A 25,392-nucleotide genomic window follows, 5' to 3' on the forward strand; every position below is an offset into this window, starting at 1 on the left:
GGACGCGACGGCACCTCCTCGATCAGAGCGTGGCGAGCGCTCCGACACCCCGACACATCGTCAACTCCGGGCGCGTGGTCGGGGTTTGGTCGTCGGGGCCGATTGAAGAATCTGCTCGATCCCGAAGTCGAAGCGCTCGCTGTAGTCGATCGATACGTAGTCCTCCAGTACCGAGTGGAGGCCCGGGAAATGCTGCTCGTCCACCGTTTCCCGCAGGCGGTCGTGGAATTCGGCCGGTGTCGCCTGTTCTTCCTGGACGAGCCCGAGCGTGAAATAGAAGAGGCTCCACGACGTCCACGCGGCCGACTTGCGGGTGGGGCAGCCTTCGAAGAGGACCGTCACCACCCGTTCGGAAAAGGCCAACGTGCTCGGTTCGACGGGAAAGGTGCCGGCGACGAGCAGGGCGCCGTCCCGGTGTCCGAGCATCGCCTGCCGCAAGCGCCGGAGCAGTTCGGCCACTTGCTCGCGCCAGTCTCCGTGCAGATCGTCCAGGTCGACCTCGCCCATGATGGATTCCGCCATCAGACCGAGCAGCCGGTCCTTGGTCCGGATGTGCCACATGACCGTGTTCATCCGGACATCGAGCTCGGCCGCGATCGCGCGAGCGGACAGCTTGGCGATGCCGCCCCGTTGCAGCACATCGAACGCTGCCTCGACAACACGGTCGAGCGTGATACCGACCTTGGTCGGAGCGGCACCTGGCGTCTTGGTCACCGATCAATGCTACCCGGGCCGAAACGACCGCTCACAAGGTCGCGACGACCTCGATCTCGACCAGATAGCCCTCGGCGAAGAGAGTCTCCACGCCGACACATGTACTCGCGGGCGGCGTCTGCCCCGCTCCCCGGCAACCGGCGATGAGCCCGATCAGCTGCTCCGCGTTGTCGGTGTCGTACCCGACGAGATAGATCGTCTCCTTGATGATTCCGCTACGACTCGAACCGCCGGCGGCCAGCACCGAGTCGATGTTCTCGTAGGCCTTGGTGAATTGCGCCGCCAGGTCGTCCCGGCCGACGAGTTCCCCCTTGGCGTCCCACGCGACCTGCCCGGACGTGTAGATGAGACCGAGGTCGGGAACCGCCAGGCCGTGGGAGATCACGCCGGTGAGGGGCGGGAGTTCAGGGGGATTCAGCGCAATGGGTGACGACATCGTGGGTCTTCCCTCTATTTCCTGGAATCACCGACGCGCACCCTGCGCTGTCACGCATTCCTCAGCGGGAGTCCGCCGCATTGCGACGTGACGATGCCGGGATGGGGTGCCGCATCGGAACGGTTGCCGCTGTCGACGCGATCAGTACGGTCGCGACGGCATCGTCCTTGTTGGTGAGCCGGTGCTCCTTCGACGAATCGAAGTGCACGGAATCCCCGGTGTCGAGTTGAAGCGACACTCCCGAGATATCGAGAGTGATCGCCCCCGACAGCACATGCAGCCATTCTTCGCCTACGTGCCGGGCGGTCTTGGTGTTCTTGCCGGCCGCCAGTTCGACCCGGATGACGGACATGGTTTCCCGAGGCCCGCTCAGTACGGTGTAGCGGCCGTCCTGCCCGTCACGCGTCATCGCCGCGTCGGCACGCACCAGATGGAAGTCGTCCTGATCGGGTTCCTGCACCAACTCGCTGATGGATACGCCGTAGACGCGGGCGATCTGCAGGAGGCTGCCGATGGACGGCTTGCGCACGCCCTTCTCCAGGCGCGAGAGATGCGCGGAGGAAATGCCGGTCTGTTCGGCCAGTGTCGTCAGGGTGATACCACGCTCGCCCCGCATGTCCTTGAGGCGTTGGGCAACCCAGAGATCAGTGTCCTCGATCGGCATTCCCGCACAATAACATGCCTCTGAGGCAATAGAACAAGCCTGCCAGGTACATCGGACGGTCTCCGGTCATACGAGTTTCAGCAGTTCCCGCTCAAGGACGTGCGGGCTCGTCAGCAGGCCGACATGGGTGATGTCGTGCAGCGCGACGACCCGGAATCCGCGTTTCTCCGCCGAGGCGGCGATATCGGTGAAGAGGGCCTGATCGGCGCAGTAGACGTAGGTGACCGCCCTGCTCGCCAGGGCTTCCTCGCTGCCGGGACCGAGCGGCTCCTCGTGGGTGAAGCGGGGCATCGGTGTCATCCCGCTCGCCAGCCACGCCGCCCCTTCGTCGTCCGCCCCGAGCAACCCGGGGTCGAGGGCCGCCACCTCCCACTCGGCGGGCCCCGGCGACTCGGAGAACGCCTTCTCCAGCCACGGCAGCATCGTGAACGCCGACTCACCGGTCACGGGGGCGAACGCGTCCGCGTACACCACCTGCCCGACCCGGTCCGGGGCGAGCGCGGCCGCTCCCGTGATCACCATCCCGCCGTAGCTGTGCCCGACCAGGATCGCGTCCACCACCCCTTCGGATTCCAGGAGTTCGGCGATTTCTCGCGTGTGGACGCCCAGTCCGACGTCCGGCGCGGAGAGCTCGTGCCGCTCGGCGAGGCCCGTCAAGGTGGGTGCGAGAACCGTGTGGCCGGCGCTCTCCAGCAGGGGGCGCAACCGGTCCCACACCCAGCCACCACCCCACGAACCGTGTACGAGTACGAACGTTGCCATGACCCGCTCCTCCTGAGATTCCAGAGCCCTCGGTGTTCCCACAGAGTCGCGGTCCAGTCCCATCCACGTCAACCTCATAGGCAAATTAAGTTGCCTCATGGGCCAGCACGCCGACGGGCACGGCAGCCGTCACAGCATCGCGAGTCCCGGTTCGCGCAGGATCTGCGCGGTGTTGGCCAGCAGCTCGGAGCCCTGCCGCCCGTCCATGAGCCGATGGTCGAAGGAGAGCGCCAGTTGGGTGCACCAGCGGGGCTCGACGCGTTCGGTGCCGTCGTCGTCCTGGACGACCCAGGGCATACGGCGGACGGCGCCGACCGCGAGGATGGCGGCCTCTCCCGGGTTGAGGATGGGGGTACCGGTGTCCACGCCGAACACCCCCACGTTGGTCAGCGTGACGGTGCCGCCCGTCATGTCCTGAGGGGACGTACGGCCGGCTCGGGCGGTCGCGGTGAGGGCCGCCAGCGCCTGGGCCAGTTCGTGCAGCGACATCCGGTCCGCGCCCTTGATGTTCGGCACGACCAACCCGCGGTCCGTCGCGGCCGCCACGCCGAGGTTGGCGTAGTGCTTCAGGACGATCTCCTGTGCCGCCTCGTCCCAACTGCTGTTCGCCTCCGGGGTCTTGGCCAGGGCGATCAGGAAGGCCCGGGCGAAGAACAGCAGTGGAGTCACCCGTAGATCGCGGAACTCCCGGCGCCCGGCGACGAGTTCGCGAAGCCGCATGGTGGCGGTGACGTCGACGGTGATGAACTCGGTGACGTGCGGTGCGGTGAAGGCGGAGGCGACCATGGCGGCGGCCGTGTGCTTGCGGACTCCGCGGATCGGTATGCGCGTCTCGGAGCCCCGGGAGGTGTCGGGGGCCGGGGTGACGGCGGTCTCCGGGACCGCACGTCGGACGTCTTCGCGGGTGATGGTGTTCCCGGGGCCGGTGGGAGTGACGGTCGCCAGGTCGACCCCGAGGTCCTTGGCGAGTTTGCGGACCGGCGGTTTGGCCGCCGGCCGGGCTGCTGCTCGCTCCGGGCCGCTGTCCTCGACACCACCCGCCGTGCGGTGGGGCTGCGCCTGGGCTGGACGCCTTCTGCGACGGCCGCCGCCGGCGCCCTGCGGACCGTAGCCGACCAGCAGTGCGGCCTGTTCCGGATCCGGCTGCCGCACCGCCGGGCCGTCCGGTTCTGCGCCCGCCGGCTCCCCCGGTGCGCCGGTGTCGATCGTGATGAGCGGCCTGCCGACCGGAAGCAGGTCCCCCACGTCCGCGTGGAGGGCGCTGACCACACCGGCGTAGGGCGAGGGAAGTTCGACGGCGGCCTTGGCCGTCTCCACCTCGACGATGATCTGGTTGACCTCGACGACGTCACCGGGCCGGACCGACCAGGCGAGGATCTCCGCCTCCGTCAGACCCTCGCCGACGTCGGGGAGCAAGAACTGCTGCGGGCTCGTCATGACGGCGCCCCTCCTAGTAACTCAGGCTGCGGTCGATGGCGTTGAGGATCCGGTCCACACCGGGCAGCCAGTCCGACTCCAGACGGCTGGGCGGGTACGGGGTGTCGTATCCCGTCACCCGTACGACGGGTGCTTCGAGGTAGTGGAACTCCTCGTCCTGCAACCGTGCGGCGACCTCCGCGCCGAACCCGTGGGAGAAGGCGGCCTCATGGACGACGACGGCCCGCCCGGTGCGGTGCACGGACGCGCGGACGGTCGTGACGTCCCACGGAGACAGGCTCCGCAGTTCCACGACCTCCACGCTGCGGCCCTCCTCCGCCGCGGCCTCGGCCGCTTCCAGGGAGACCGGCACCGCCGGGCCGTAGGCGATCAGCGTCACGTCCGTCCCCTCGCGGCGGACGACGGCCCGCTCCAGCGGGAGGGCCGAGTCCCGGGTGATCTCTCCCTTGCTCCAGTAGTGCCGCTTGGGTTCGAGGAACACCACGGGGTCGTCCTCGGCCACGGCCTGTTGGATCATGTGGAACGCGTCGTGCGGGGTGGAGCAGGTGACCACCTTCAGCCCGGCCGTGTGGGCGAAGTACGTCTCCGGCGACTCCGAGTGGTGCTCGATCGAGCCGATGCCACCGCCGTAGGGGATGCGGATCACGACGGGCAGGGAGATGCGGCCCGCCGAGCGGTGCCGGAGCTTGGCGAGCTGGGTGATGATCTGGTTGGCGGCCGGGTAGACGAAGCCGTCGAACTGGATCTCGCAGACGGGCCGGTAGCCGCGCATCGCGAGTCCGATCGCCGCTCCGACGATGCCTGCCTCGCCCAGCGGGGTGTCGACGACTCTCAGGTCGCCGAACTCCTTGCGCAGTCCGTCCGTCACGCGGAACACACCGCCGAGCCTGCCGATGTCCTCGCCCATGAGCAGGACCTGTGGATCGTCGCAAAGGGCCTGGCGCAGGCCGTCGTTGAGGGCCTTGACCATGGAAACGGTCATGTCCGCTCTCCGTCCTGCGGGCCGGCGGAGACGAACTCCACGTGTGCGCGCAGCTGTTGGCGCAGATCGGCGGGCATGTGCGCGTAGGTGTGCTCGAAGGGAGAGGACGGGTCGGGGTCGGCCAACCCGCGGCAGCCGGACCGCAGTTGTTCGGCCAGGTCCCGCTCGCGCTGTTCGAGGTCGGTGAAGTACTCGTCGTTCACGGCGCCCACGGACTCGAGATGCGTGCGCAGCCGCTCCAGTGGGTCCCGGGCGGTCCAGTCCTCGGTCTCCTCGGCGTCCCGGTAACGCGTCGCGTCGTCGGCCGTCGTGTGGGCGTTGACCCGGTAGGTGACCGCCTCGATCAGCGTCGGGCCACCGCCGGTTCGCGCCCGGTCCAGCGCCTGGCGCGTCGCGGCGAGGCAGGCCAGCACGTCGTTGCCGTCGACGCGGATGCCCGGAAAGCCGTATCCGGCGGCTCTTTGGGCCGCGGGGATGCGGCTCTGCACGCTGTAGGGGGCTGAGATGGCCCATTGGTTGTTCTGGCAGAAGAAGACGACCGGCAGGTTCTGGGCGGCGGCCCAGATGAACGCCTCGTTCGTCTCGCCCTCGCTCAGCGCGCCGTCGCCGAGGAACGCCAGCACGGCCGTGTCGCGATCGGGATCGCCCGAGCCTGTGCTGCCGTCCCGGTACAGGCCCATGGCGTAACCGACCGCGTGCAGGGTCTGCGCGCCGATGACCAGCGTGTACAGGTTGAAGTGATGGGCGTAGGGGTCCCAACCGCCCAGCGTGGTACCCCGGAAGAGTCCGAGGAGCGACACCGGGTCGAGGCCGCGGCACCAGGCCACGCCGTGCTCGCGGTAGGTGGGGAAGACCATGTCCCGGTCGTACAGCGCGTACGCCGCTCCGACCTGTGCCGCCTCCTGCCCGCGCAGCGAGGGCCACAGCCCCAACTCACCTTGCCGTTGCAGGGCGATGGCCTCCGTGTCCAGGCGGCGGACGAGCGTCATGTCGCGGTAGAGGGCGGGGAGGTCGACGGTCGCCGGGTCGAGGGGCAGCCGGGGGTCCGTGCCCAATCTCCCTTCCGGATCGAGCAGTTGGATGGGCGGATCGGCCAATGCCGTTTCCGGCAGCGGGTCTTGTACGGCGTGTGCCATGCGCGTTCTCTTTCCGGGAGATGCCCTCGACGTGGAGAGCGGGTCAACGGGCCTTGTCGGTGCGGGGGTTCAGCGCGGGGCCATGCGCAGGGCGCCGTCGAGGCGGATGACCTCGCCGTTGAGCATCGGGTTGTCGAGAATCTGGGTGACCAGGCCGGCGTATTCGTCCGGTGAGCCGAGCCGGGACGGATGCGGTACGGCGGCGCCCAGTTGGGTCCGCGCCTTCTCCGGCAGGCCCGACAGCAGCGGGGTGTCGAACAGTCCTGGGGCGATCGTGACGACCCGGATGGCCGAGTCCGCGAGGTCCCGGGCCGCGGACAGGGTCAGCGAGACGACCCCGCCCTTGCTCGCCGCGTAGGCGGCCTGGCCGATCTGGCCGTCGTAGGCGGCGATGGACGCGGTGCAGACGATGACGCCCCGATCCCCGTTGTCCGGGGTGTTGTCGGCCATGACGGAGGCAGCGGCGGCGAGCACGTGGAAGGTCCCGAGCAGGTTGATCTCGATCACGCGCCGGAAGTCCTCGGCCGGCAGCACTCCCCGTTTGCCCAGGATGCGGCCCGGCGTCGCGACTCCGGCGCAGTTGACCGCCACGCGCACCGGCCCGTGGTCCACCGCGTGCGCGAAGGCCTGCCGGACCTGCGCCGGATCGGTCACATCCGCCGCGACGAAGTGGGCGCGCTTCCCCAACGCGGCGGCCGCGGCCTCCCCTTGGCTGTTCGGGAGGTCCAACAGCACGACGGTACGGCCCTGTCGGTGCAGCCGGTGTGCGGTCGCCCGCCCCAGCCCCGAGCCGCCTCCCGCTATGACGGCAACAGCATCGCGAGGTGTCACGGTGCCCGCCTTCCTTCAAGTCGTCGGAACGTGCAAGTCGTAGGGAATGTGCAAGTCGCGGAGAATGAGGCCGAGTTCAGGAGTCGGCGAGATGGCGGCCGATGACCATGCGCTGGATCTGGTTGGTGCCCTCGAAGATCTGCGTGATCTTCGCCTCGCGCATATAGCGCTCCACGGGGTGCTCGCGGACGTATCCGGCACCGCCGAGGACCTGTACGGCATCGGTGGTCACGGCCATGGCCGTGTCCGTCGCGATGAGTTTGGCCATGCTGGCCTGGCGGCTGAACTCCTGGCCGGCGTCCTTGCGGCGGGCGGCGACCAGGTAGGTGGCGCGGGCCGCTTCGGTGCGCGCGGCCATGTCGGCGAGCAGGAACCCGACGCCCTGGTGCTCGATGATGCGACGGCCGAAGGTCCGGCGCTCGCGGGCGTAGTCGACCGCGTGATTGAGCGCCGCCTGCGCGATCCCGACCGCGACCGCGGCGATGCCGAGCCGGCCTGCGTCGAGTGCGGACAGCGCGATCCTCAGGCCCTGGCCGGGCTCGCCGATCAGCCGGTCGCCCGGGACCCGCACATCGTCGAAGTGCATCAGCGCGGTGGTCGAACTACGCAGCCCCATCTTCCGCTCCGGGGCACCCGCACTCAGGCCGGGCGACCGGGCGTCGACGTGGAAGCAGGAGATGCCGTTGCGCGGGTCCGCGGACGTACGCAGGAAGGCGGTGTAGAAGTCGGCCTCGCCGCCGTGCGTGACCCAGGCCTTGGTGCCCCGGGCCACCCACGCCTCGCCGTCACGTGCCGCGCCGGCCCGGATGGCGCTGGGGTCGGAACCCGCGTGCTCCTCCGACAGGCAGTAGGCGCCGAGGGCGGCGCCGCTCAGTTGCCACGGCAGCAGCGCCTGCCGCTGTGCCGCGGAGCCGAAGGCCGAAACCGGGTGGCAGGACAGGGTGTGGACGCTGACACCGACGGCGACAGCGGCCCAACGGGCGGCCACTTCTTCGAGTACTTGCAGGTAGACGGCGTAGGGCTGTCCCCCTCCCCCGACGTCCTCACCGAACGGAAGGGTCAGCAGCCCCGCTTCGCCCAGGAGGCCGAACACCTCACGGGGGAAACGGCCCTCCTCCTCGAACTCGGCCGCACGCGGGGCGAGTTCCTTGTCCGCGAGGTCGACCGTCAGCTCCAGTAGCTCCCGGGCCTCGCCGGAGGGTAGTTCGCGCTCAACCTTCACCGCTGGGTCCCTTCCTCACGCCCTCGAACGGCGGTCGCCGACCAGTTGCAGGCGTTGTCAGTGGACCGGCGGGACACAGGCGCTGGCAATTAAGTTGCGGGTATCTTGCACGTGATGCAAAAAAGCTGATCGAGAACAGGCTCACTCGCACAAAACGTGCATCAGGAGGCGGACCACATGACCGACACGGGGCTCATCGACAGCGTCGACCGCGCGATTCTCGAGCTACTGGTCGAGGACGGCCGCCGGACGATGACGGAGATCGCGGAGCGGGTCAGCCTCTCCCCGTCGGCGGTCAAACGCCGGGTGGACCGGCTGGAGCGGGTCGGAGTCATCACGGGCTACACGGTCACCCTCGACCACGGCAAGCTGGGCTCCAGTTTCGAGGCGTTCGTCGAGTTGCGGTTCGCCGGCGACGTCAAGGTCGAGGCGATCACGATGGCCGCCACCAGCGTCCCGGAGGCCCTGGAGGTCTTCACCGTCGCGGGCGATCCCGACGCCCTGGTCCGCGTCCGGGTGACCAACGTGCAGCACCTGAGAGACGTCATCGACCGGCTCCGGCGCACGGGCGCGGTGATCGGCACGAAGACGCTGATGGTGCTGGGCGCGTGGCGCAGGGGCGACTGAGCAGACAGGAGCCTTGTGCCTCATGGGCAACTTTTCTTGCCTCTGAGGTTGACAGCGGACGGGAGATGGTTGCAGCCTGAAAGAAATTCACCATGCATCGGAAAGGACGTCCCGATGTCCATCACCACCGGCGGCAACGACATCGACTTCGAGAACACCGAGGAACTGGACATTCCTCGCCTGGCGGAGAGCCGCGAGACCATCGAGGCCGAACGCGCCCACCGCAAGCGGCAGTTGGCGGCGGCGTTCCGGATCTTCGCCCGCTACGGCTTCGACGAGGGCATCGCCGGCCACATCACCGCGCGGGACCCCGAGTTCCCCGACAGGTTCTGGGTCAACCCGTACGCGGTGCACTTCTCCAAGATCCGCGTCAGCGACCTGCTGCTCATCGATGAGGAAGGCCGGGTCATCGAGGGCGGACGCAGGACGAACAAGGCGGCCTTCTGGATCCACTCCTCCATCCACCAGGCCCGCCCGGACGTCGTGGCCGTGGCGCACGCCCACACCATCCACGGCAGGGCCTTCGCGTCGCTGGACAAGCTCCTGGACCCGATCGTGCAGGAGTCCTGCGCCTTCTACGACGACCACGTCCTGTTCGACGAGTACAAGGGCCTGGTGCTGGAGCGGACCGAGGGCGAGCGGATCGCCGTCCGGCTCGGCGAGCGGCGGGCCGCCATCCTCCGCCACCACGGCCTGCTGACGGTCGGACGCTCCGTCGAGGAGGCCGCGTGGTGGTTCATCACCATGGACCGCGCATGCCAGATGCAGCTCCTCGCCGACGCCGCCGGCAAGCCCCGCGTCATGACCGAGGAGGAAGTCACCCTGGCCCACCGCCAGTTCAGCAACGCCAACATGGCGCGCCACAACTTCAACCTCCTGGCCGACCTCGTGGTGGAGGAGGAACCCGACGTCCTGGGCTGAGGCGCCTCGACTCCAGCCGCACGTCGACGGCTACACCTCGGGCGCATAGTGCTTGCCGTCACCCCGCCGCTCCTCCGGCGGCAGGTTCCGCCGCGGCGTCTCGACCGGTCCTACGGCGAGACCGCGCGCCCGCCGCCAACCCGCCCTGGCCCGTGGGTGGTAGCGCCGCTCGAACGGCACGAGGTGCCAGCCGAGTGCGACGGTGCGGCCCACCAGCCACAGCCCGACCGCGCTCCGACGGGACCATCGGTAGCCCAGCTTGGCACGCACGGTGGGCGGATACATCCCGACGGTGAGCCAGACGAAGGGCCGTGTCAGCGGACCCCGGATCACTCGCCACACCGCCTCCGGCAGCCACTTCAGAAAAGGCGGCTTACCGATACGGCCGATGTCGAGCACGGCGCGTGCCGCCCAGTTGTCCTCCAGGGTGTCGGCGCACATCCGCTCGAAGTACGCGCTGAATCCCGCCCAGCCGGCCGGAGCGGGCCGGTCGCTGACTCCGTAGAGCCGGTACCACTGAAGGCTCTCGGCGTAGAACTGCTCCTTCTGTTCCTCCGTCAGCGGCCGGCCGAAGTACTGGCACACCAGGACCGGGACCATGACGAAGGTCGCCTGCGCCCAGAAGAAGGTGTCCGGATCCAGGGCGTGGTAGCGCCGCCCCTGGCTGTCAACACCCTTGATATCGACGTGATAGTCGCGCACTTCGCGGGCGGTACGGGCCGCGTCCGGGCCGTCGTAGATCACTCCGGCGATCGGGTAGAGCGAGCGGAGCAGCCGTTCCCAGCGCTCGTCGAAGAACTCCGAGTGTTCCTCGACTCCGGCGCCGAGGGCGGGATGCATGTTCTGCATCGACCCGGCCCAGAGGCCGATCAGCATGCCCCGCCAGTCGCTGAAATACCGCCAGGCAAGAGACGACGGCCCGAGCGGCTCGGGCGTCGACGAGTCGCCGGATGTGCTCACGGGCCGCTCCTGACTGCCGAGTTGTGGTTCCTACAGCCCACCGGCACTACAGCCGTCGGCTCTCCGCCGCGGCTCTCCGGGCCGGGCCGGACAACCCATGGAGCAGTTCCACCGTCTTGGTGGGCGTGAATCTCAGTTCCGCATCCGGGCCGCCCTGTTCATCGCGTACGCCGACACCACCCTCGTCACTCGCGGCCGAGAAGTACACGCGCATCACCATGCCGTAGAGCGTGCCCTATGCAGCCGCTTGACGGCGACTGTCGTACGGTGACCGCTCACGGTGGGGGGAACGAAAGGGTGGGAATAGGAATGTACGGGGGCGAGTCGGTGCGCACACTGCCGGACATCTTGCGGGAGCACGCGACCCGGATCGGCGGGAAGACCGCGTACCAGGACGACCGACGTGCCGTCACCTACCGGGAGTTGGAGCAGCGCACCGCCCGGCTGGCCGGGCATCTGGTACGGCTCGGGGTACGGCGTGGGGACCGGGTCGCGCTCCATCTGGGCAACCGGGTCGAGCTGGTGGAGACCTGGCTCGGTGTGCTCCGCGCCGGAGCGATCGGCGTACTCCTCAACCCCGCTGCCTCGCAGGAGGAGTTGGCGTACTTCCTCGACGACTGCGGCGCCGTGGCCGTGGTGAGCGAGGGACCGCTCGCCCAACTCGCCTCCGTACAGCGGGTGATCATCGTCGGGCAGGGCGCCCCGGCCGAGGGCGCGATCGCCTTCGAGAGTCTTGCCGGTACGGATTCGGGTACGGCACCCCGTGACGACCTCGATCTCGACGAGCCGGCCTGGATCCACTACACCTCGGGCACCACCGGGCAGAGCAAGGGTGTTGTCTCCACGCAGCGTTCGGGACTGTGGTCGGTGACGGCGGCCTACGTGCCGGCGTTCGGACTGGAGCAACAGGACCGGCTGCTCTGGCCGTTGCCGATGTTCCACGCCCTCGGCCACTCCGTGTGCCTGTTGGGCGTCCTCTCGGTCGGTGCGACCGCGCGCGTACTCGCACCCGGCGCGAACCTCGCCGAGGCGCTCACCGCCGAGCCGTTCACGATCCTGGGCGGGGTGCCCGCCACCTACCGCCTCCTGCTGGAGTCACTGCGGGAGACGGCGCGTCCGGTGCCCACGTCGCTGCGGGTGTGTGTCAGCGGAGGCGCGCCCTGTTCCCCCGAGTTGCGGGCCGAGGTCGAACTGGCCCTGTCTGCACCCCTGTTGGACGGGTACGGCTCCACGGAGACCTGCGGGAAGATCGCGATCGAGCGTCTCGACGGCCCCCGACAGGACCCCTCGCGTGGTTTTCCGCTGCTGGTGCTGGACGTCCGGATCACCGATCCGTCCACCGGCGCGGAGGCCGGCGACGGGGACGAGGGCGAGGGCGAGATCTGGGTGCGTGGTCCCGGGTTGATGGCCGGCTACCACAACCGTCCGGACACGACCGCCGAGGCGTTCACCGACGGCTGGTACCGAACCGGCGACCTCGGCCGGCGCGACGCGCACGGTCATCTCCATGTCACCGGCCGCGTCAAGGAGTTGATCATCCGGGGCGGTGTGAACATCAACCCCGCCGAAGTGGAGCGGGTGCTGCTCGCCCGCCCCGACATCGCCGACGCGGCTGTGGTCGGCCGGCGGCACGACGTGCTGGGTGAGGTGCCGGTGGCGTTCGTCGTGCCCGGCCCGGACGGGGTCGACACGGAGCGGGCCCTCGCCGCCTGCCGGGAGCGGCTGTCCGGGTTCAAGGTGCCGGACGAGATCTATCCGACCGCCGCCCTCCCCCGTACCGCTTCCGGCAAGATCGCCCGGGCCGTGCTCGCCGAACAGCTGCCGGAGCGCCTCGCCGCGGAACGTACGTCCGCGTCGGCCGCGCTGCGCGAGCGACTCGCGGCCGCGTCCGACGCCGTACTCGGCCTGGTTCTCGACGTGACGGCACGGACTCTCGACGTACCCGTGCGGGAGCTGGACTCCGAAGTGCCGTTCAGCGAACAGGGTTTGACCTCGCTCGGCGCTGTCCTCCTGCGCGACCGGCTCGGCACGGCGACCGGCCTCTCACTACCCGCCACCCTCGTCTTCGACCACCCCACGCCCACCGCCGTGGCGACCCTGGTACGCGACGCGCTGCACGGCGACAACCGCCCCGGCCCCACGCGTACGCCCGGCGACGGCCACCGCACCGGACCCGGCGAACCGATCGCCATCGTGGCCATGGCCTGCCGCTACCCGGGCGGAGTCGAATCCCCCGAGGAACTGTGGCAGTTGGTCGCCGACGGCACCGACGCGACCTCCGACTTCCCCACCGACCGCGGCTGGAACGTGGCCGACCTGTACGACCCGGACCCCGACCGCCTCGGCAAGTCCGTCACGCGCCGGGGCGGATTCCTGGACCGGGCGGCCGACTTCGACGCGGCCTTCTTCAGCATGTCGCCCCGCGAGGCGCTCGCCACCGACCCCCAGCAGCGACTGCTCCTGGAGACCAGCTGGGAACTCCTGGAGCGGGCGGGCATGGACCCGGCAGGTCTGCGCGACAGCGACACCGGCGTCTTCGTCGGCGTCATGCACGCGACCTACGCGAGCCGTCTACTGCACCGCGGCGGGCACGAGTTGGAGGCGCATCTCGCCCTCGGATCGGCGGGCAGCGTGGCCTCCGGCCGTATCGCCTACACGCTGGGGCTGCGCGGGCCCGCCGTGACGGTGGACACCGCGTGCTCGTCGTCGCTGGTCGCGATGCATTCGGCGGTACGGTCCCTGCGCGACGGGGAGTGCTCGCTCGCCGTCGCCGGCGGGGTCACGGTGATGGCGTCCCCCGGCCCGTTCGTCGCGTTCAGCAGACTGCGCGGGCTGGCACCGGACGGCCACTGCAAGCCCTTCTCGGCGGCGGCCGACGGTACCGCCTGGGGCGAGGGTGTCGGCCTGGTCCTGCTGGAGCGGCTCTCCGACGCACGGCGCCACGGCCATCCCGTACTCGCCGTGCTGCGCGGCTCGGCCGTCAACTCCGACGGCGCGTCCAACGGGCTCACGGCCCCCAACGGCCCTGCCCAGCAACGGGTGATCCGCTCGGCGCTGGCCGACGCGGGACTGTCCCCGGCCGACATCGACACCGTGGAGGCGCACGGCACGGGCACCGCGCTCGGCGACCCGATCGAGGCACAGGCGCTGCTCGCCACCTACGGTCAGGACCGCACCGCCCAACGCCCCCTGTGGCTCGGCTCGTTGAAGTCCAACCTCGGGCACACCCAGGCCGCGGCCGGTGTCGCCGGCGTCATCAAGACCGTCCTCGCGATGCACCACGACCGACTCCCCCGCACCCTCCACGCCGACGAACCGTCGCCCCACGTGGACTGGTCGTCGGGCACCGTACGACTCCTGTCCCAGGACGAGGAATGGCGACCCGAGCCCGGCCGCCCGCGACGCGCGGCGGTGTCGGCGTTCGGCATCGGCGGGACCAACGCGCACGTGATCCTGGAGGAGCCCGAGGCGGCCGCGGTCGACGAACCACCGCTGCGCGACCCCGTGACACCCCCACTGCTGCTCTCGGCCGCGAGCCCGACAGCCCTGCGCGAACAGGCCGCACGCACCGCCGACTTCCTGCGCGCCCACCCCGGACTCCCCTTGCCGGACCTGGCGTTCACGCTCGCCACCGCGCGAGCCGCACTACCGCACCGAGCCGCCGTCACCACCGACGACCGCACGGCGATCCTGTCCGCCCTCGACGACCTGACGGCATCCACTCCACCGCACACCACCAGCTCCGTCGCCCGCCTGGCTCTGCTCTTCACCGGCCAGGGAGCCCAACGCACGGGCATGGGAAGGGAGTTGTACGACACCTTCCCAGGGTTCGCAAGCACCTTCGACGCCTTGTGCGCGCGCTTCGACACCCGTCTGGAACGTCCGCTGCGCTCCGTCCTCTGGGACGCGGACGCGAGCGCGCTGCTGAACCGCACGGACTTCGCCCAGGCCGCCCTGTTCACCTTCGAGGTGTCCCTCTTCCGGCTGCTCGAATCCTGGGGCGTACGCCCGGAGTTCCTGGCCGGACACTCCGTGGGCGAGCTGGCGGCGGCCCACTGCGCGGGCGTGCTGTCCGAGGCGGACGCCGTCGAACTGGTCGCCGCGCGTGGGAGGTTGATGCGGGAGCTCCCGGAGGGCGGTGCCATGGTGGCGCTCGACGCCACCGAGGTGGAGGTGACGGCCGAACTGACCGACGGGGTCGCGATCGCGGCCGTCAACGGACCCCGTGCGGTCGTCGTCTCCGGCGCCAAGGAGCCGGTCCTCGCCCTCGCGGAGCGTTTCGCCGTACGCGGCCGTCGTACCGTCCGGCTACGGGTCAGCCATGCCTTCCACTCCCCTCTCATGGAGCCGATGCTCGCCGAATTCGGCCGCGTGGCGGGTGAGTTGACGTATCACTCCCCCAGCATCCCGGTGGTCTCGGGCCTGACCGGGCTTCCGGCCACCGGGGACGAGCTGCGGTCGGCCGAGTACTGGGTCCGACATGCCCGTGAGGCCGTGCGGTTCGGGGACAGCGTGCGCTGGCTGGCGCACGACGGACGGGTGACCGCGTTCGCCGAGATCGGCCCGGAAGCCCAGCTCACGGCCCAGGCCGCGGCGAGCCTGGCCGGGACCGGCACGGAACTCCTCTTCACCTCGGCAGCCCGCCGGGACAGCGCCGAGCCACGGACAGTGTTCGACGCGCTCGGCCGACTCCACGTCCATGGTGTGCGGTTGGACTGGCGCCGGGTGTACGCGGGCAGCGGCGCCCGACGCGTCGACGGCCTGCCGACCTATCCCTTCCAACGGCAGCGCTACTGGCTGCCCGACAGCGGCACCGACGCGACCACCGGCCACGGGCACCCGCTCCTCACGCAGACGGTCACCGTGCCGGGCACCGAACGCCTCCTGTGCACGGGCAGGTTGTCCGGCGCGGCCCAACCATGGCTGCGCGACCACGTCGTGGGCGGGCACGAACTCGTCCCCGGTGCCGCGTTCGTCGACCTCGTACTGCACGCGGGCGACCTGTGCGGTCTCGCCGTAATGGAGGAACTCGCCCTGCTGAACCCGCTGTTCCTCCCCGAGGACGACGAAGCGGGCATCCAGCTCCAGGTGGTCCTGGGTGAGCCGGACGACTCCGGACGCCGAAGCGCGGACGTGTACGCGCGGCCCGAGGAGTCCGGTGCGCTCGGCGCCTGGACGCAGCACGCGACCGGGCGGCTCGGCCCGGCCGTTCCCGGCGCCCCGGACAGCACGGTCTCCCTCACGGCGTGGCCGCCGGCGGGTGCTGTGCGGGTGGATCTCCCCGGTGCCTACGAACGAGTGGCCGCGGCCGGGCTGGCGTACGGCCCGGCGTTCCAAGGCGTCACGGCGTTGTGGCGACGGGGCGAGGAACTCTTCGCCGAGGTCGGCCCGTCGCCGGTCGCGGACGCCCGGCGCCACATGCTCCACCCGGCTCTGCTGGACGCCGCCCTGCACCCGGGACTGCTCGCCGAACCCCCAACCGGCGCACCCCGACTACCGTTCGCCTGGCGGGGGTTGACCCTGCACGCCACGGGTGCGACGGCCCTGCGGGTCCGTATGACGTCGACCGGTCCGGATTCGATCACCCTCGACCTCGCGACCTCGACGGGCGTGCCCGTGGGCCGACTGGAGTCGATGACGACCCGACCCGCACCGGCGATGACTCCCACCCCGGCCGGCGAGCTGTACCGGCTGCGCTGGACGGGCGTTCCCGCCACCGGTGAGGTACCCGCCGTAGCGATGTCGGAGACGGACGACCTGGACCTGGCCGCGTTCCTCGCCTCCGCCGACGACGAGTCGTCCTGGTCCGAGAAGGACCCGGAGTTGGTCGTGGCGTCCTTGTCCGCTCCCGGCGACGCGCACCGGGACCCGGTTGCCGCAGCGCACGAACTGACCGTACGCGCGCTGGAGTTGCTGCAAACACATCTCGCCGGTTCCGGGCGACTGGCCGTGGTCACGCGCGGTGCCGCCGATGCCTCCCCCGACCTGCCGGCCGCCACGGTCTGGGGCCTGCTGCGGACCGCGCAGTCCGAGTACCCAGGACGCCTCACCCTCGTGGACGTCGACGGCCGCCCCGAGTCCCTACGACAAGTGTCCGCCGCCCTTGCCACCGGGGAGCCCCAAATCGCCGTCCGTGACAGCGTGTTGAGCGTCCCCCGGCTGGCAGGCACATCTGGTTCCGCGACCAACGACTCCCTCGGCGGGGGCACCGTCCTCATCACCGGTGGCACGGGGTCCCTGGGGACGATGCTCGCTCGCCATCTGGTCGACCGACACAGAGTCCGACGTCTCGTACTCCTCAGCCGTCGCGGCGAACAGGCCCCGGGTGCACGGGAGTTGCGGGACGATCTCCAGCAGGCGGGCGCGCAGGTTGACCTGGTGGCCTGCGACATTGCCGAGCGGGACCAACTCGCCGCCGTACTCAAGACGTTCGGGCCCGACCTGACCGCCGTGGTTCACGCGGCCGGGGTGCTGGACGACGGCGTGCTGGCCTCGATGACTCCTGAGCGGCTGGCGGTGGTGCTGCGGCCGAAGGCCCACGCGGCTTGGCGGTTGCACGAGTTGACGAAGGATCTGCCGCTGGTGCGGTTCGTGCTGTTCTCGTCGGCGGCCGGGCTGCTGGGCAATCCCGGTCAGGCCAACTACGCGGCGGCGAACTCCTTCCTGGACGCGCTCGCCCGCCATCGCGCCGAACTGGGCCTGCCCGCACTGTCGTTGGTCTGGGGCGCGTGGGCGGACGAGGAGGGCATGGCGGCCCGCAGCGGCCGGGTGCACGGCGGGCCGGTGCGCGCGGTCTCCCCTGAGCAGGCGTTCGCGCTCTTCGACGCGGCGCTCGGCAGCGCTGAACCGGTCCTCGCGCCACTGCCGTTGGACCGCTCGCCGAAGGCGGTTCCGGCCGGGACGGTCGTCCCCCCGCCGCTGCGCGGGCTGTTGCGCGCGGACCGGCGCTCGGCCTCCTCCGCCATCCCGGCGGACGGTGCCGCCGGGACCTGGCGGGACCGGCTCGCGGCACTGCCCGTGCCCGAGCGGCTGCCCGCGCTACAGGCGCTGATCCGTACCGAGGTCGCGGGTGTCCTCGGGCACACGGACGCCGACGCGGTCGACCGGGACTTCTCGGAACTGGGCCTCGACTCCTTGACGCGGGTCATGCTCTGCAACCGGTTGAGCCTGCTGACCGGGACACCCCTCGCGGTCACCGTGGCCTACGACTGGCCGGACACGGAACAGCTAGCCGAGCATCTGTACGGCGAGCTGCGCGGCAGTCTGTCCGACGGGACCGCCGCCGCGAGCGCCCCGTCGCCGGTCCGGCACGGTGGGCCCGGGCGCGGCGCCGGGCGGTCACTGCCCACCCTGTACCGGAAGGTCTGCGAGACCGGAGACGTCGTATCGGCCATGCATCTCCTGGTGACCGCGTCCATCGGCGCGCCCGCCTTCGGGCCCGAGGATGCCGCCCGGCACGCACTGCCGCCCTTGCGGCTGGCCGCCGGTACCCAGGGGCCCGCCCTCGTCTGTGTTCCCGGCTTCGCCAGCAACCTGGGCCACCCCTGGTACGCGGGGCTCGCCCCCTGTTTCGAGGGCGAGCGGGACGTCTTCGAGGTGCGGCACTCCGGCATCGACGACGGAGACGCGGTGGCACGGGACCTGGAGTCGCTGACCGCGTCGCACGCCTCGGCCGTACGGCACCAACTCGGCGACCGGCGTTACGTGTTGGTCGGGCACTCCATGGGCGGTACGGCCGCCCACGCGCTCGCCACTCGCCTGGCGTCCCTCGGCACTCCCCCGGCCGGACTCGTGCTGATCGACTCGTACCACCTCACCCCGGACCGGGAGGCCGAGCCGTGGCTGCTGTCCCTGCCCGCCCGGATTCCGCTGATGGCCGGCGAGAGCTTCGACACGATGGTGGACGATCTGACGCTGTTGTCGCTGGGTGCGTACACCCGGATGTTCCGGGGCTGGCAGCCGGAGCACACCGAGGTGCCCACCCTGCTGGTGCGCGCTTCCGAGCCGCTCCCGGACATGCCTCGGGAATGGCGTTCGTCCTGGCCGGGTGTGCGGGACACGGCGGACACGGCCGGCACGCATCTCAGCGTGCTGGAGGAGGACACCCCGACGACCGCCAAGGTCGTCCGCGACTGGATCGAGGCGCTCGCGTAGTCCGGCACGAAACCCAATATCTACGTCGGCGACATGAGAAATGAAATTAACGACCGCACACGGCCGATCGCGCCGTGCTACTATTGATCTCAGTTGCAGTTGTGGTTGCCAAACCCTTCAGATGCCCACACCGCCCTCCGGGACGGTGGAGCATTTTTTTGTGTGTCCGGTTTCTTTCCGGCGGGGTGATCATCACGGCGACACGGAGTCCGCACACTGTGGGCTCCGCTGACCGCCCCGAAGGAGAACAAAATGGCCAGTGGCACCGTGAAGTGGTTCAACGCGGAAAAGGGTTTCGGCTTCATCGAGCAGGACGGTGGCGGCGCTGACGTCTTCGCCCACTACTCGAACATCGCCGCCCAGGGCTTCCGCGAGCTGCAGGAGGGTCAGAAGGTGACCTTCGACATCGCGCAGGGCCAGAAGGGCCCGACGGCCGAGAACATCGTTCCTGCGTAACGACGACGTTTACTTCGCAGCTGGGGCCCGCACCTTGGGGTGCGGGCCCCAGCTCGCTGCATTTTCCAAGCTTTCGGCGCTATTCCGCCGAAGCCACCGGCTCGTTCTTGCGATTCTCTGCGCCGTTCATTCACCGCGGGAATTCCTTGATACGTGCCATATCAAGGAAGGTTCCACATTTTGAACCGCGCACGTACGAATGACCGCTTCTCGCGAAAGCGTAATGGAAATCCGGAATCCGGAAAGAGCGGCGGCGGCTACCGCTCGGCAGCTCCGTCCGGCAACCGCTCCAGCGCGCCGCGCCGCTCCAAGGGCGGCGGCGGTGGCCGCCCGGTCGCCCTGCAGGGCGAGTTCGCGCTGCCGAAGACGGTCACCCCCGGCCTCCCGGCCGTGGAGTCGTTCGCCGAACTCGACATGCCCGCAAAGCTGTTGGCCGCGCTCGGCCACGAGGGCGTCACCGTCCCGTTCCCGATCCAGGCGACGACGCTCCCCAACTCCCTCGCCGGCCGCGACGTGCTCGGCCGCGGCCGCACCGGCTCCGGCAAGACCCTCGCCTTCGGTCTCGCGATGCTGGCCCGTACGGCGGGCCGCCGCGCCGAGCCGCGTCAGCCGCTCGCACTGGTCCTCGTCCCGACCCGCGAGCTGGCCCAGCAGGTCACCGACGCGCTCACCCCGTACGCCCGCGCCGTCAGCGTGCGGATGACGACCGTCGTCGGCGGTATGTCGATCGGCCGTCAGGCCGGGGCGCTCCGCGGTGGCGCGGAGGTCGTGGTCGCGACGCCGGGACGCCTCAAGGACCTCATCGAGCGCGGCGACTGCCGCCTGGACAGCGTGTCCATCACCGTCCTCGACGAGGCCGACCAGATGGCCGACATGGGCTTCATGCCGCAGGTCACCGCGCTGCTCGACCAGGTGCAGACGGGCGGCCAGCGGATGCTGTTCTCGGCCACCCTGGACCGCAACGTGGACCTCCTGGTCCGCCGCTACCTGACCGACCCCGTCGTCCACTCCGTCGACCCCTCCGCGGGCGCGGTCACGACGATGGAGCACCACGTCCTGCACGTGCACGGCACGGACAAGCAGCGGGCGACCACCGAGATCGCGGCGCGCGAGGGCCGGGTCATCATGTTCCTGGACACCAAGCACGCGGTGGACCGGCTGGTGAAGCACCTGCTGAACAACGGCGTCCGCGCTGCCGGTCTGCACGGCGGCAAGTCCCAGCCGCAGCGCACCCGCACGCTCGCCCAGTTCAAGGACGGGCATGTGACGGCGCTGGTGGCGACCAACGTCGCGGCGCGCGGCATCCACGTCGACAACCTCGACCTGGTCGTCAACGTCGACCCGCCCACCGACCCCAAGGACTATCTGCACCGCGGCGGCCGTACGGCCCGTGCGGGCGAGTCCGGCAGTGTCGTGACCCTGGTCACCCCCGACCAGCGCCGTGACTTCACCCGCCTGATGACCATGGCCGGCGTCACCGCCGAGGTCACCTCGGTGCGGTCGGGCGAGGAGGAGCTGACCCGGATCACGGGCGCCCAGGCCCCGTCCGGTGTCCCGGTCGTCATCCAGGCCCCGGTCGTGGAGCGCGAGCGCACCCGCCGTAGCCCGTCCTCCTCGTCGTCGCGGGGCCGTCGTGGCCGTCCGGCCGGGGCAGGCGAGGGCCGGTCCGCCGGTGGTGCGGCTCGGCGTGGCGGCAGTGGCGGCAGCGCCGGCGGCAGCAGCAGCCGGGGGCAGCGACGGTCGTCCTTCGGTCCTGCGGCCTGAGGACCAACTCGGCGCCTTCGGGCGCCCGTTCGGCCCCCGATCCTCCTTCTCTCTGTGAGGCAACATGCGCTGTGTCATCGCCCGGTATCCCTTCGACCTCACCAAGATGGGTGTCCTGGAGACGATGAAGGGCATCAAGCCCGAGCTGATCACGGGTGAGTCCGTGACCATCGGGCGGCGCCGCTACCCCGTCAAGCAGGTGGGGCAGGTCATCACCCGGCAGGACCCCCGCGACTTCAACAGCGGCGAGGTCATCCGGGCCATGACCCGGCTCGGCTTCACCTGCCACGGACTGCCCGAGGCCGTGCCCGCGCACGTCCTCACCCCGCTGGAGAACGCGTCGGCCCTGCTGGGCAGCGGCGCGGCCCAGGACGTGTCGGAAACCGTGTAGAAGCGACACCAGTACAGCTGAGAGGGGCCCTGCCGACGCGCGTCGGCAGGGCCCCTCTCGGCGTTCTCCGGGCCGGGCGGTACCCCTGCTGAACGGGCAGATGAACAGCGGGTTAGCATATGAGCGCCGCCTAGCTCGAAAGAGAAACCTGTGCCTGTCAACGAGGACTCGTTCACCAACTGGAAGACCCGCGAGGAGATCGCGGAGTCGATGATCCCGATGATCGGGAAGCTGCACCGCGAGCGGGACGTCACGGTCCTGCTGCACAGCCGCTCCCTGGTCAACAAGTCGGTGGTCAGCATCCTCAAGACCCACCGGTTCGCCCGCCAGATCGCCGGCGAGGAACTCTCGGTCGTCGAGACCCTCCCCTACCTGCGGACCCTCACCACGCTCGACCTGGGCCCCTCGCAGATTGACATCGGCATGCTCGCCGCGACCCACCGGAGCGACGAACGCGGCCTGTCCGTCGAGGAGTTCACCGCCGAGGCCGTCGCCGGTGCCACCGGCGCCAACAAGATCGAGTGCCGCGAGGGCCGCGACGTCGTCCTCTACGGTTTCGGCCGCATCGGCCGCCTGGTCGCCCGCCTGCTCATCGAGAAGGCCGGCTCGGGCAACGGTCTGCGGCTGCGCGCCATCGTCGTACGACAGGGTGGCGAACAGGACATCGTGAAGCGCGCCTCGCTGCTGCGCCGCGACTCGATCCACGGCCAGTTCCAGGGCACGATCACCGTCGACGAGGCGAGCAACACGATCGTCGCCAACGGCAACGAGATCAAGGTGATCTACGCGGGCGACCCGTCGGAGGTCGACTACACGGCGTACGGGATCAAGGACGCCATCCTGATCGACAACACGGGCAAGTGGCGTGACCGGGAAGGGCTTTCGCAGCATCTGCGGCCCGGCATCGACAAGGTCGTACTGACCGCGCCCGGCAAGGGCGACGTCCCCAACATCGTGCACGGCGTCAACCACGACACGATCAAGCCGGACGAGCAGATCCTGTCCTGCGCGTCCTGTACCACCAACGCGATCGTGCCACCGCTGAAGGCGATGGCCGACGAGTACGGTGTGCTGCGCGGCCATGTGGAGACCGTCCACTCGTTCACCAACGACCAGAACCTGCTGGACAATTACCACAAGGCCGACCGGCGCGGCCGTTCGGCGCCGCTGAACATGGTGATCACCGAGACCGGTGCCGCCTCCGCAGTCGCCAAGGCGCTGCCCGACCTCAAGGCCCCGATCACCGGCAGCTCGATCCGGGTCCCGGTGCCGGACGTCTCGATCGCGATCCTCAGCCTGCGGCTCGGCCGCGAGACCACCCGCGCCGAGGTCCTCGACTATCTCCGCGATGTCTCACTGACCTCGCCGCTCAAACGGCAGATCGACTTCACCACCGCCCCGGACGCGGTGTCGAGCGACTTCATGGGCTCGCGCCACGCCTCGATCATCGACGCGGGCGCCACCAAGGTCGACGGCGACAACGCGATCCTCTACCTCTGGTACGACAACGAGTTCGGCTACTCCTGCCAGGTCGTCCGCGTCGTCCAGCACGTCTCCGGGGTCGAGTACCCGACGTATCCCGCACCCGCCGTCTGAGGCCTTCTGCCCCGGCGCGCCGAACGTGTGACGGCCCGGCCACCCCCAAGTCGGGGCGGCCGGGCCGTCGTTGTCACAGACTCGCGCGGACGTGCGTTGCGTCAGCGTGTACTGCGCTTACCTCGGTAGAGCACCACGAATCCGGCGACGAGGAGCAACGCGCCGGCCACCGCGGGCCACAGATTCGCGCCGGTCTCCGCCAGCCCGCCCTCTGCCTGCGGTTGGTTCGGGCCTACGGCGGCGTAGCTCTCCCCGCCCGAGGACGAGTCGGGCGGTGTCGCCACGGGGCTGCCGACCTGGCCGCCGGAGCCGTTGTCCGAACTCCCCTGCGTCTCGGTCGGCTTGGACCCCTCGGTCTTCGTGTCGGCCTTGGGGACCGAGACGGCGGTCGTCAGGTCACCGGGGTCGGTGGTCTGGGTGTCGGTGGGCTCGGAGGCATTGGTCCCGGTGTCCGGGGCGCTCGTCGCGGGATCAGCGGTGGGCTGGTCACCATTGCCGCCGTTACCGCCGTTGCCGCCGTTCCCCTCGTTGCCACCGTTCCCGGCGGGCTCGTCGGACGCGGTGGCCGTGGGCGCCGCCGTAGCGGTGTCGGTGGCCGACGGGGACTCCTGCGGCTCACCGGAACCCCCACCGTTCCCGGAGCCGCCACCCGAACCCGAACCGGAGCCGTCACCGGAACCGGAGCCGTCGCCCGAGCCCCCGGGGTCGTTGTCCGTCCCGGCGCCGCACCTCTTGTCGTCGTTGATGCAGTTGACCATGTCCTTCATCAGGCCCTCGTCGAAGACGTTGATGAAGTCGCCGTGGTCGGTGACGGGCTTGTGCTGCTGCTCGGGGAAGGAGTCCACCGCGAACAGCGGGGTCGTCTTGCCGCCGTCCTGGAGGCTCGGCGCGTCGACGTCGTAGACGATCCGCTGCACCAGCTGCGGAATGGCCTCGAAGCCCGCGGGGCAGGTGCCGTCGGCGGCCTCGAAGGCCACGTGGGTGCGGTGGTTGGCGCTGTCGATGTTGCGGCCGTCCCAGCAGCTCTGGAACTTGAAGGTGCGCACCACGTCGCTGCCCGAGGGGCACAGCGGGTACTTGTCCTTGAGCTGCCGGTCCTCGAACCCGGTGCAGCTCCAGGAGGCGTTGGCGTTGGCCGGGCCGTTCACGAAGGCCTTGGCGTCGCCGGTGATGATGCGCAGGAGGCGCGGCATCGCGACGACCTTGCTCTTCGGGTTTCCGACGAACGTCAGCGTGGCCGCCTTCGCGGTGACGATCTGACCGGAGTTGCCCTCGGTGCCGCCGCCGGGCTTGTCGGCGTCCTGCTCCTGCTTGCCGTTCTGGAGGCGCAACACGGGCCAGTAGTAAGTGGACTTGTCGCCCGGGTTCTCGCAGCTCGTGTCGGCCTTCGCGAGATCGTCGTCGCTGGCGAAGGCGTTGTTCGACTGGTTGCCGATGTAGTCGTGGAAGTGGTGGGCGCCGTTGGTGACTCCGGGCGCGACGATCACGTTGTCGGAGTTGAACAGGCCGTTCTCGTTCACGCCACACGCGGTGACGAACGTGCCGCGGGAGGCGTCGGCCTGGTCCTGCGGAGTGTTCACGTTGGGCTGTACGGAGGTGATGTCCGCGTAGTCCGAGGCGACGGGCCCGTTGGTGGACTGCTGGTTGCCCTGCTGGTCCTGCCCGTCGCCCTGCTGCTGGTCCTGGCCGCCCTGGTCGTCGCCGCCGCCGTCCTGGCCGCCGCTCTGATCGCCGTTCTGGTCACCGTTCGTGGGGGCGATCAGGGTGCAGCCGGCGAGTGCGTCGAGGCCCTCCGGGCGGTCCCCGACACGCGCGATGGCGTCGTCGATCCGTCCGATGGTCGCGGCGCGCTTCTCCTTCAACGGATTCATGATCGCGTTGTCGGCGAAGGAGGCGTCCTGGCGTATGGACTCCGTCGAGTCCTTCAGTTTCTGGTAGGCCTCGGTTATCTGCTGGTCCAGAAGCGCGAGTTGGGTGTCGACGTCGGTCTTCGCCTCGTCGGGGACCGTCGTCAACTGGGTGCCGATGTCCGGGCAGTCGATCGTGGCGCCGTCCGATGCCGCATCCGGAGAGCCTTGCTGGGCAGAATCACCGCCCCAACCACCTTCGGACGCCGACGCGTAGACGTTCGCCGCCACCAGTCCTCCGCCGCCCAGCATCAGGGCGACTGCTGCCATCGTCGCGCGTCGTGCGCCTGTGGGGCGTCTGCGCGTGTTGCGTGCCAAGGAAGTTGCTCCTACGCGTATCGGTCGGCCCGGATCGTCCCGGCATGGAAATCCCCCGTCCCAATACGGAGCCGGACCCCGGTGTGTTCAACCGTCCCAAAAATTCATAGCGAC

General features: G+C 70.0%; 19 protein-coding genes. 7 read left to right on the top strand and 12 right to left on the bottom strand.

Annotated elements, in window-relative coordinates; translation table 11 throughout:
* Positions 1-60 precede the first annotated feature (60 nt).
* The 9 genes from OG714_RS03620 to OG714_RS03660 form a co-directional block, all read right to left on the bottom strand.
* On the bottom strand, positions 61-714 hold the full coding sequence (locus OG714_RS03620) for a TetR/AcrR family transcriptional regulator (RefSeq protein WP_406118455.1): 654 nt from the start codon (positions 712-714) through the stop codon (positions 61-63).
* A 31-nt stretch (positions 715-745) separates the two neighbouring features.
* The gene (locus OG714_RS03625; RefSeq protein ID WP_406118456.1) at positions 746-1,150 is read right to left on the bottom strand and encodes a RidA family protein; all 405 of its coding nucleotides are present in this window, start codon (positions 1,148-1,150) and stop codon (positions 746-748) included.
* A 61-nt stretch (positions 1,151-1,211) separates the two neighbouring features.
* Complete coding sequence (locus tag OG714_RS03630; protein ID WP_406118457.1) at positions 1,212-1,814, bottom strand: helix-turn-helix domain-containing protein; 603 nt, start codon at positions 1,812-1,814, stop codon at positions 1,212-1,214.
* A 66-nt stretch (positions 1,815-1,880) separates the two neighbouring features.
* On the bottom strand, positions 1,881-2,576 hold the full coding sequence (locus OG714_RS03635; protein ID WP_406118458.1) for an alpha/beta fold hydrolase: 696 nt from the start codon (positions 2,574-2,576) through the stop codon (positions 1,881-1,883).
* A gap of 129 nt (positions 2,577-2,705) precedes the next feature.
* Entirely contained in the window at positions 2,706-4,013 is a 1,308-nt protein-coding gene (locus OG714_RS03640) for a dihydrolipoamide acetyltransferase family protein (RefSeq protein WP_406118459.1), read from the bottom strand.
* Positions 4,014-4,026: 13 nt separating this feature from the next.
* Positions 4,027-4,995 (bottom strand): alpha-ketoacid dehydrogenase subunit beta, encoded by a 969-nt coding sequence (locus OG714_RS03645; protein WP_406118460.1) that lies wholly within the window; start codon positions 4,993-4,995, stop codon positions 4,027-4,029.
* Entirely contained in the window at positions 4,992-6,131 is a 1,140-nt protein-coding gene (locus OG714_RS03650) for a thiamine pyrophosphate-dependent dehydrogenase E1 component subunit alpha (protein ID WP_406118461.1), read from the bottom strand. Before OG714_RS03650 ends, OG714_RS03645 begins: the two co-directional genes overlap by 4 nt.
* A 69-nt stretch (positions 6,132-6,200) precedes the next feature.
* On the bottom strand, positions 6,201-6,962 hold the full coding sequence (locus tag OG714_RS03655) for an SDR family NAD(P)-dependent oxidoreductase (protein WP_406118463.1): 762 nt from the start codon (positions 6,960-6,962) through the stop codon (positions 6,201-6,203).
* A gap of 76 nt (positions 6,963-7,038) precedes the next feature.
* Complete coding sequence (locus OG714_RS03660) at positions 7,039-8,184, bottom strand: acyl-CoA dehydrogenase family protein (protein WP_406118464.1); 1,146 nt, start codon at positions 8,182-8,184, stop codon at positions 7,039-7,041.
* 177 nt (positions 8,185-8,361) lie between these two features.
* Between OG714_RS03660 and OG714_RS03665 the strand changes: the two genes are divergently transcribed.
* Both OG714_RS03665 and OG714_RS03670 read left to right on the top strand, forming a co-directional pair.
* Positions 8,362-8,811 carry an Lrp/AsnC family transcriptional regulator gene (locus OG714_RS03665; RefSeq protein WP_406118465.1) on the top strand — a complete coding sequence of 150 codons (450 nt, stop codon included), beginning with the start codon at positions 8,362-8,364 and terminating at the stop codon, positions 8,809-8,811.
* A 114-nt stretch (positions 8,812-8,925) separates the two neighbouring features.
* Positions 8,926-9,732, top strand: a complete 807-nt coding sequence (locus OG714_RS03670) for a class II aldolase/adducin family protein (protein WP_406118467.1) — start codon at positions 8,926-8,928, stop codon at positions 9,730-9,732.
* 30 nt (positions 9,733-9,762) lie between these two features.
* Here the strand turns inward: OG714_RS03670 and OG714_RS03675 are convergent, their stop codons facing one another.
* Positions 9,763-10,692 carry an oxygenase MpaB family protein gene (locus OG714_RS03675; RefSeq protein WP_406118468.1) on the bottom strand — a complete coding sequence of 310 codons (930 nt, stop codon included), beginning with the start codon at positions 10,690-10,692 and terminating at the stop codon, positions 9,763-9,765.
* Between the two features lie 46 nt (positions 10,693-10,738).
* Complete coding sequence (locus OG714_RS03680; RefSeq protein WP_406118470.1) at positions 10,739-10,912, bottom strand: hypothetical protein; 174 nt, start codon at positions 10,910-10,912, stop codon at positions 10,739-10,741.
* Between the two features lie 89 nt (positions 10,913-11,001).
* On the opposite strand from OG714_RS03680, the gene OG714_RS03685 reads away from it, so the two are divergent.
* The 5 genes from OG714_RS03685 (at position 11,002) to OG714_RS03705 (ending at position 23,053) form a co-directional block, all read left to right on the top strand.
* Entirely contained in the window at positions 11,002-18,846 is a 7,845-nt protein-coding gene (locus OG714_RS03685; protein ID WP_406131707.1) for an alpha/beta fold hydrolase, read from the top strand.
* Positions 18,847-19,098: 252 nt separating this feature from the next.
* Complete coding sequence (locus OG714_RS03690) at positions 19,099-19,302, top strand: cold-shock protein (RefSeq protein WP_019056860.1); 204 nt, start codon at positions 19,099-19,101, stop codon at positions 19,300-19,302.
* 180 nt (positions 19,303-19,482) lie between these two features.
* Positions 19,483-21,066 (top strand): DEAD/DEAH box helicase, encoded by a 1,584-nt coding sequence (locus tag OG714_RS03695; RefSeq protein WP_406118472.1) that lies wholly within the window; start codon positions 19,483-19,485, stop codon positions 21,064-21,066.
* A gap of 64 nt (positions 21,067-21,130) precedes the next feature.
* Positions 21,131-21,457 carry an SCO5918 family protein gene (locus OG714_RS03700; protein ID WP_406118474.1) on the top strand — a complete coding sequence of 109 codons (327 nt, stop codon included), beginning with the start codon at positions 21,131-21,133 and terminating at the stop codon, positions 21,455-21,457.
* A gap of 150 nt (positions 21,458-21,607) precedes the next feature.
* On the top strand, positions 21,608-23,053 hold the full coding sequence (locus OG714_RS03705) for a glyceraldehyde-3-phosphate dehydrogenase (RefSeq protein ID WP_406118475.1): 1,446 nt from the start codon (positions 21,608-21,610) through the stop codon (positions 23,051-23,053).
* A gap of 101 nt (positions 23,054-23,154) precedes the next feature.
* On the opposite strand, the gene OG714_RS03710 is transcribed toward OG714_RS03705, so the two are convergent.
* On the bottom strand, positions 23,155-25,230 hold the full coding sequence (locus OG714_RS03710) for a DUF1996 domain-containing protein (RefSeq protein WP_406118476.1): 2,076 nt from the start codon (positions 25,228-25,230) through the stop codon (positions 23,155-23,157).
* Positions 25,231-25,392 lie beyond the last annotated feature (162 nt).

It is taken from the genome of Streptomyces sp. NBC_00989 (genome assembly GCF_045162655.1).
GTDB lineage: Bacteria > Actinomycetota > Actinomycetes > Streptomycetales > Streptomycetaceae > Streptomyces.

Bases quoted from the DNA above. Each gene is read 5' to 3' on its own strand.
- OG714_RS03710 (WP_406118476.1), bottom strand. From the start codon at position 25,230: ATGGCAGCAGTCGCCCTGATGCTGGGCGGCGGAGGACTGGTGGCGGCG.
- OG714_RS03625 (WP_406118456.1), bottom strand. From the start codon at position 1,150: ATGTCGTCACCCATTGCGCTGAATCCCCCTGAACTCCCGCCCCTCACC.
- OG714_RS03640 (WP_406118459.1), bottom strand. From the start codon at position 4,013: ATGACGAGCCCGCAGCAGTTCTTGCTCCCCGACGTCGGCGAGGGTCTG.
- OG714_RS03645 (WP_406118460.1), bottom strand. From the start codon at position 4,995: ATGACCGTTTCCATGGTCAAGGCCCTCAACGACGGCCTGCGCCAGGCC.
- OG714_RS03630 (WP_406118457.1), bottom strand. From the start codon at position 1,814: ATGCCGATCGAGGACACTGATCTCTGGGTTGCCCAACGCCTCAAGGAC.
- OG714_RS03665 (WP_406118465.1), top strand. From the start codon at position 8,362: ATGACCGACACGGGGCTCATCGACAGCGTCGACCGCGCGATTCTCGAG.
- OG714_RS03680 (WP_406118470.1), bottom strand. From the start codon at position 10,912: ATGGTGATGCGCGTGTACTTCTCGGCCGCGAGTGACGAGGGTGGTGTC.
- OG714_RS03650 (WP_406118461.1), bottom strand. From the start codon at position 6,131: ATGGCACACGCCGTACAAGACCCGCTGCCGGAAACGGCATTGGCCGAT.
- OG714_RS03685 (WP_406131707.1), top strand. From the start codon at position 11,002: ATGTACGGGGGCGAGTCGGTGCGCACACTGCCGGACATCTTGCGGGAG.
- OG714_RS03700 (WP_406118474.1), top strand. From the start codon at position 21,131: ATGCGCTGTGTCATCGCCCGGTATCCCTTCGACCTCACCAAGATGGGT.
- OG714_RS03670 (WP_406118467.1), top strand. From the start codon at position 8,926: ATGTCCATCACCACCGGCGGCAACGACATCGACTTCGAGAACACCGAG.
- OG714_RS03635 (WP_406118458.1), bottom strand. From the start codon at position 2,576: ATGGCAACGTTCGTACTCGTACACGGTTCGTGGGGTGGTGGCTGGGTG.
- OG714_RS03690 (WP_019056860.1), top strand. From the start codon at position 19,099: ATGGCCAGTGGCACCGTGAAGTGGTTCAACGCGGAAAAGGGTTTCGGC.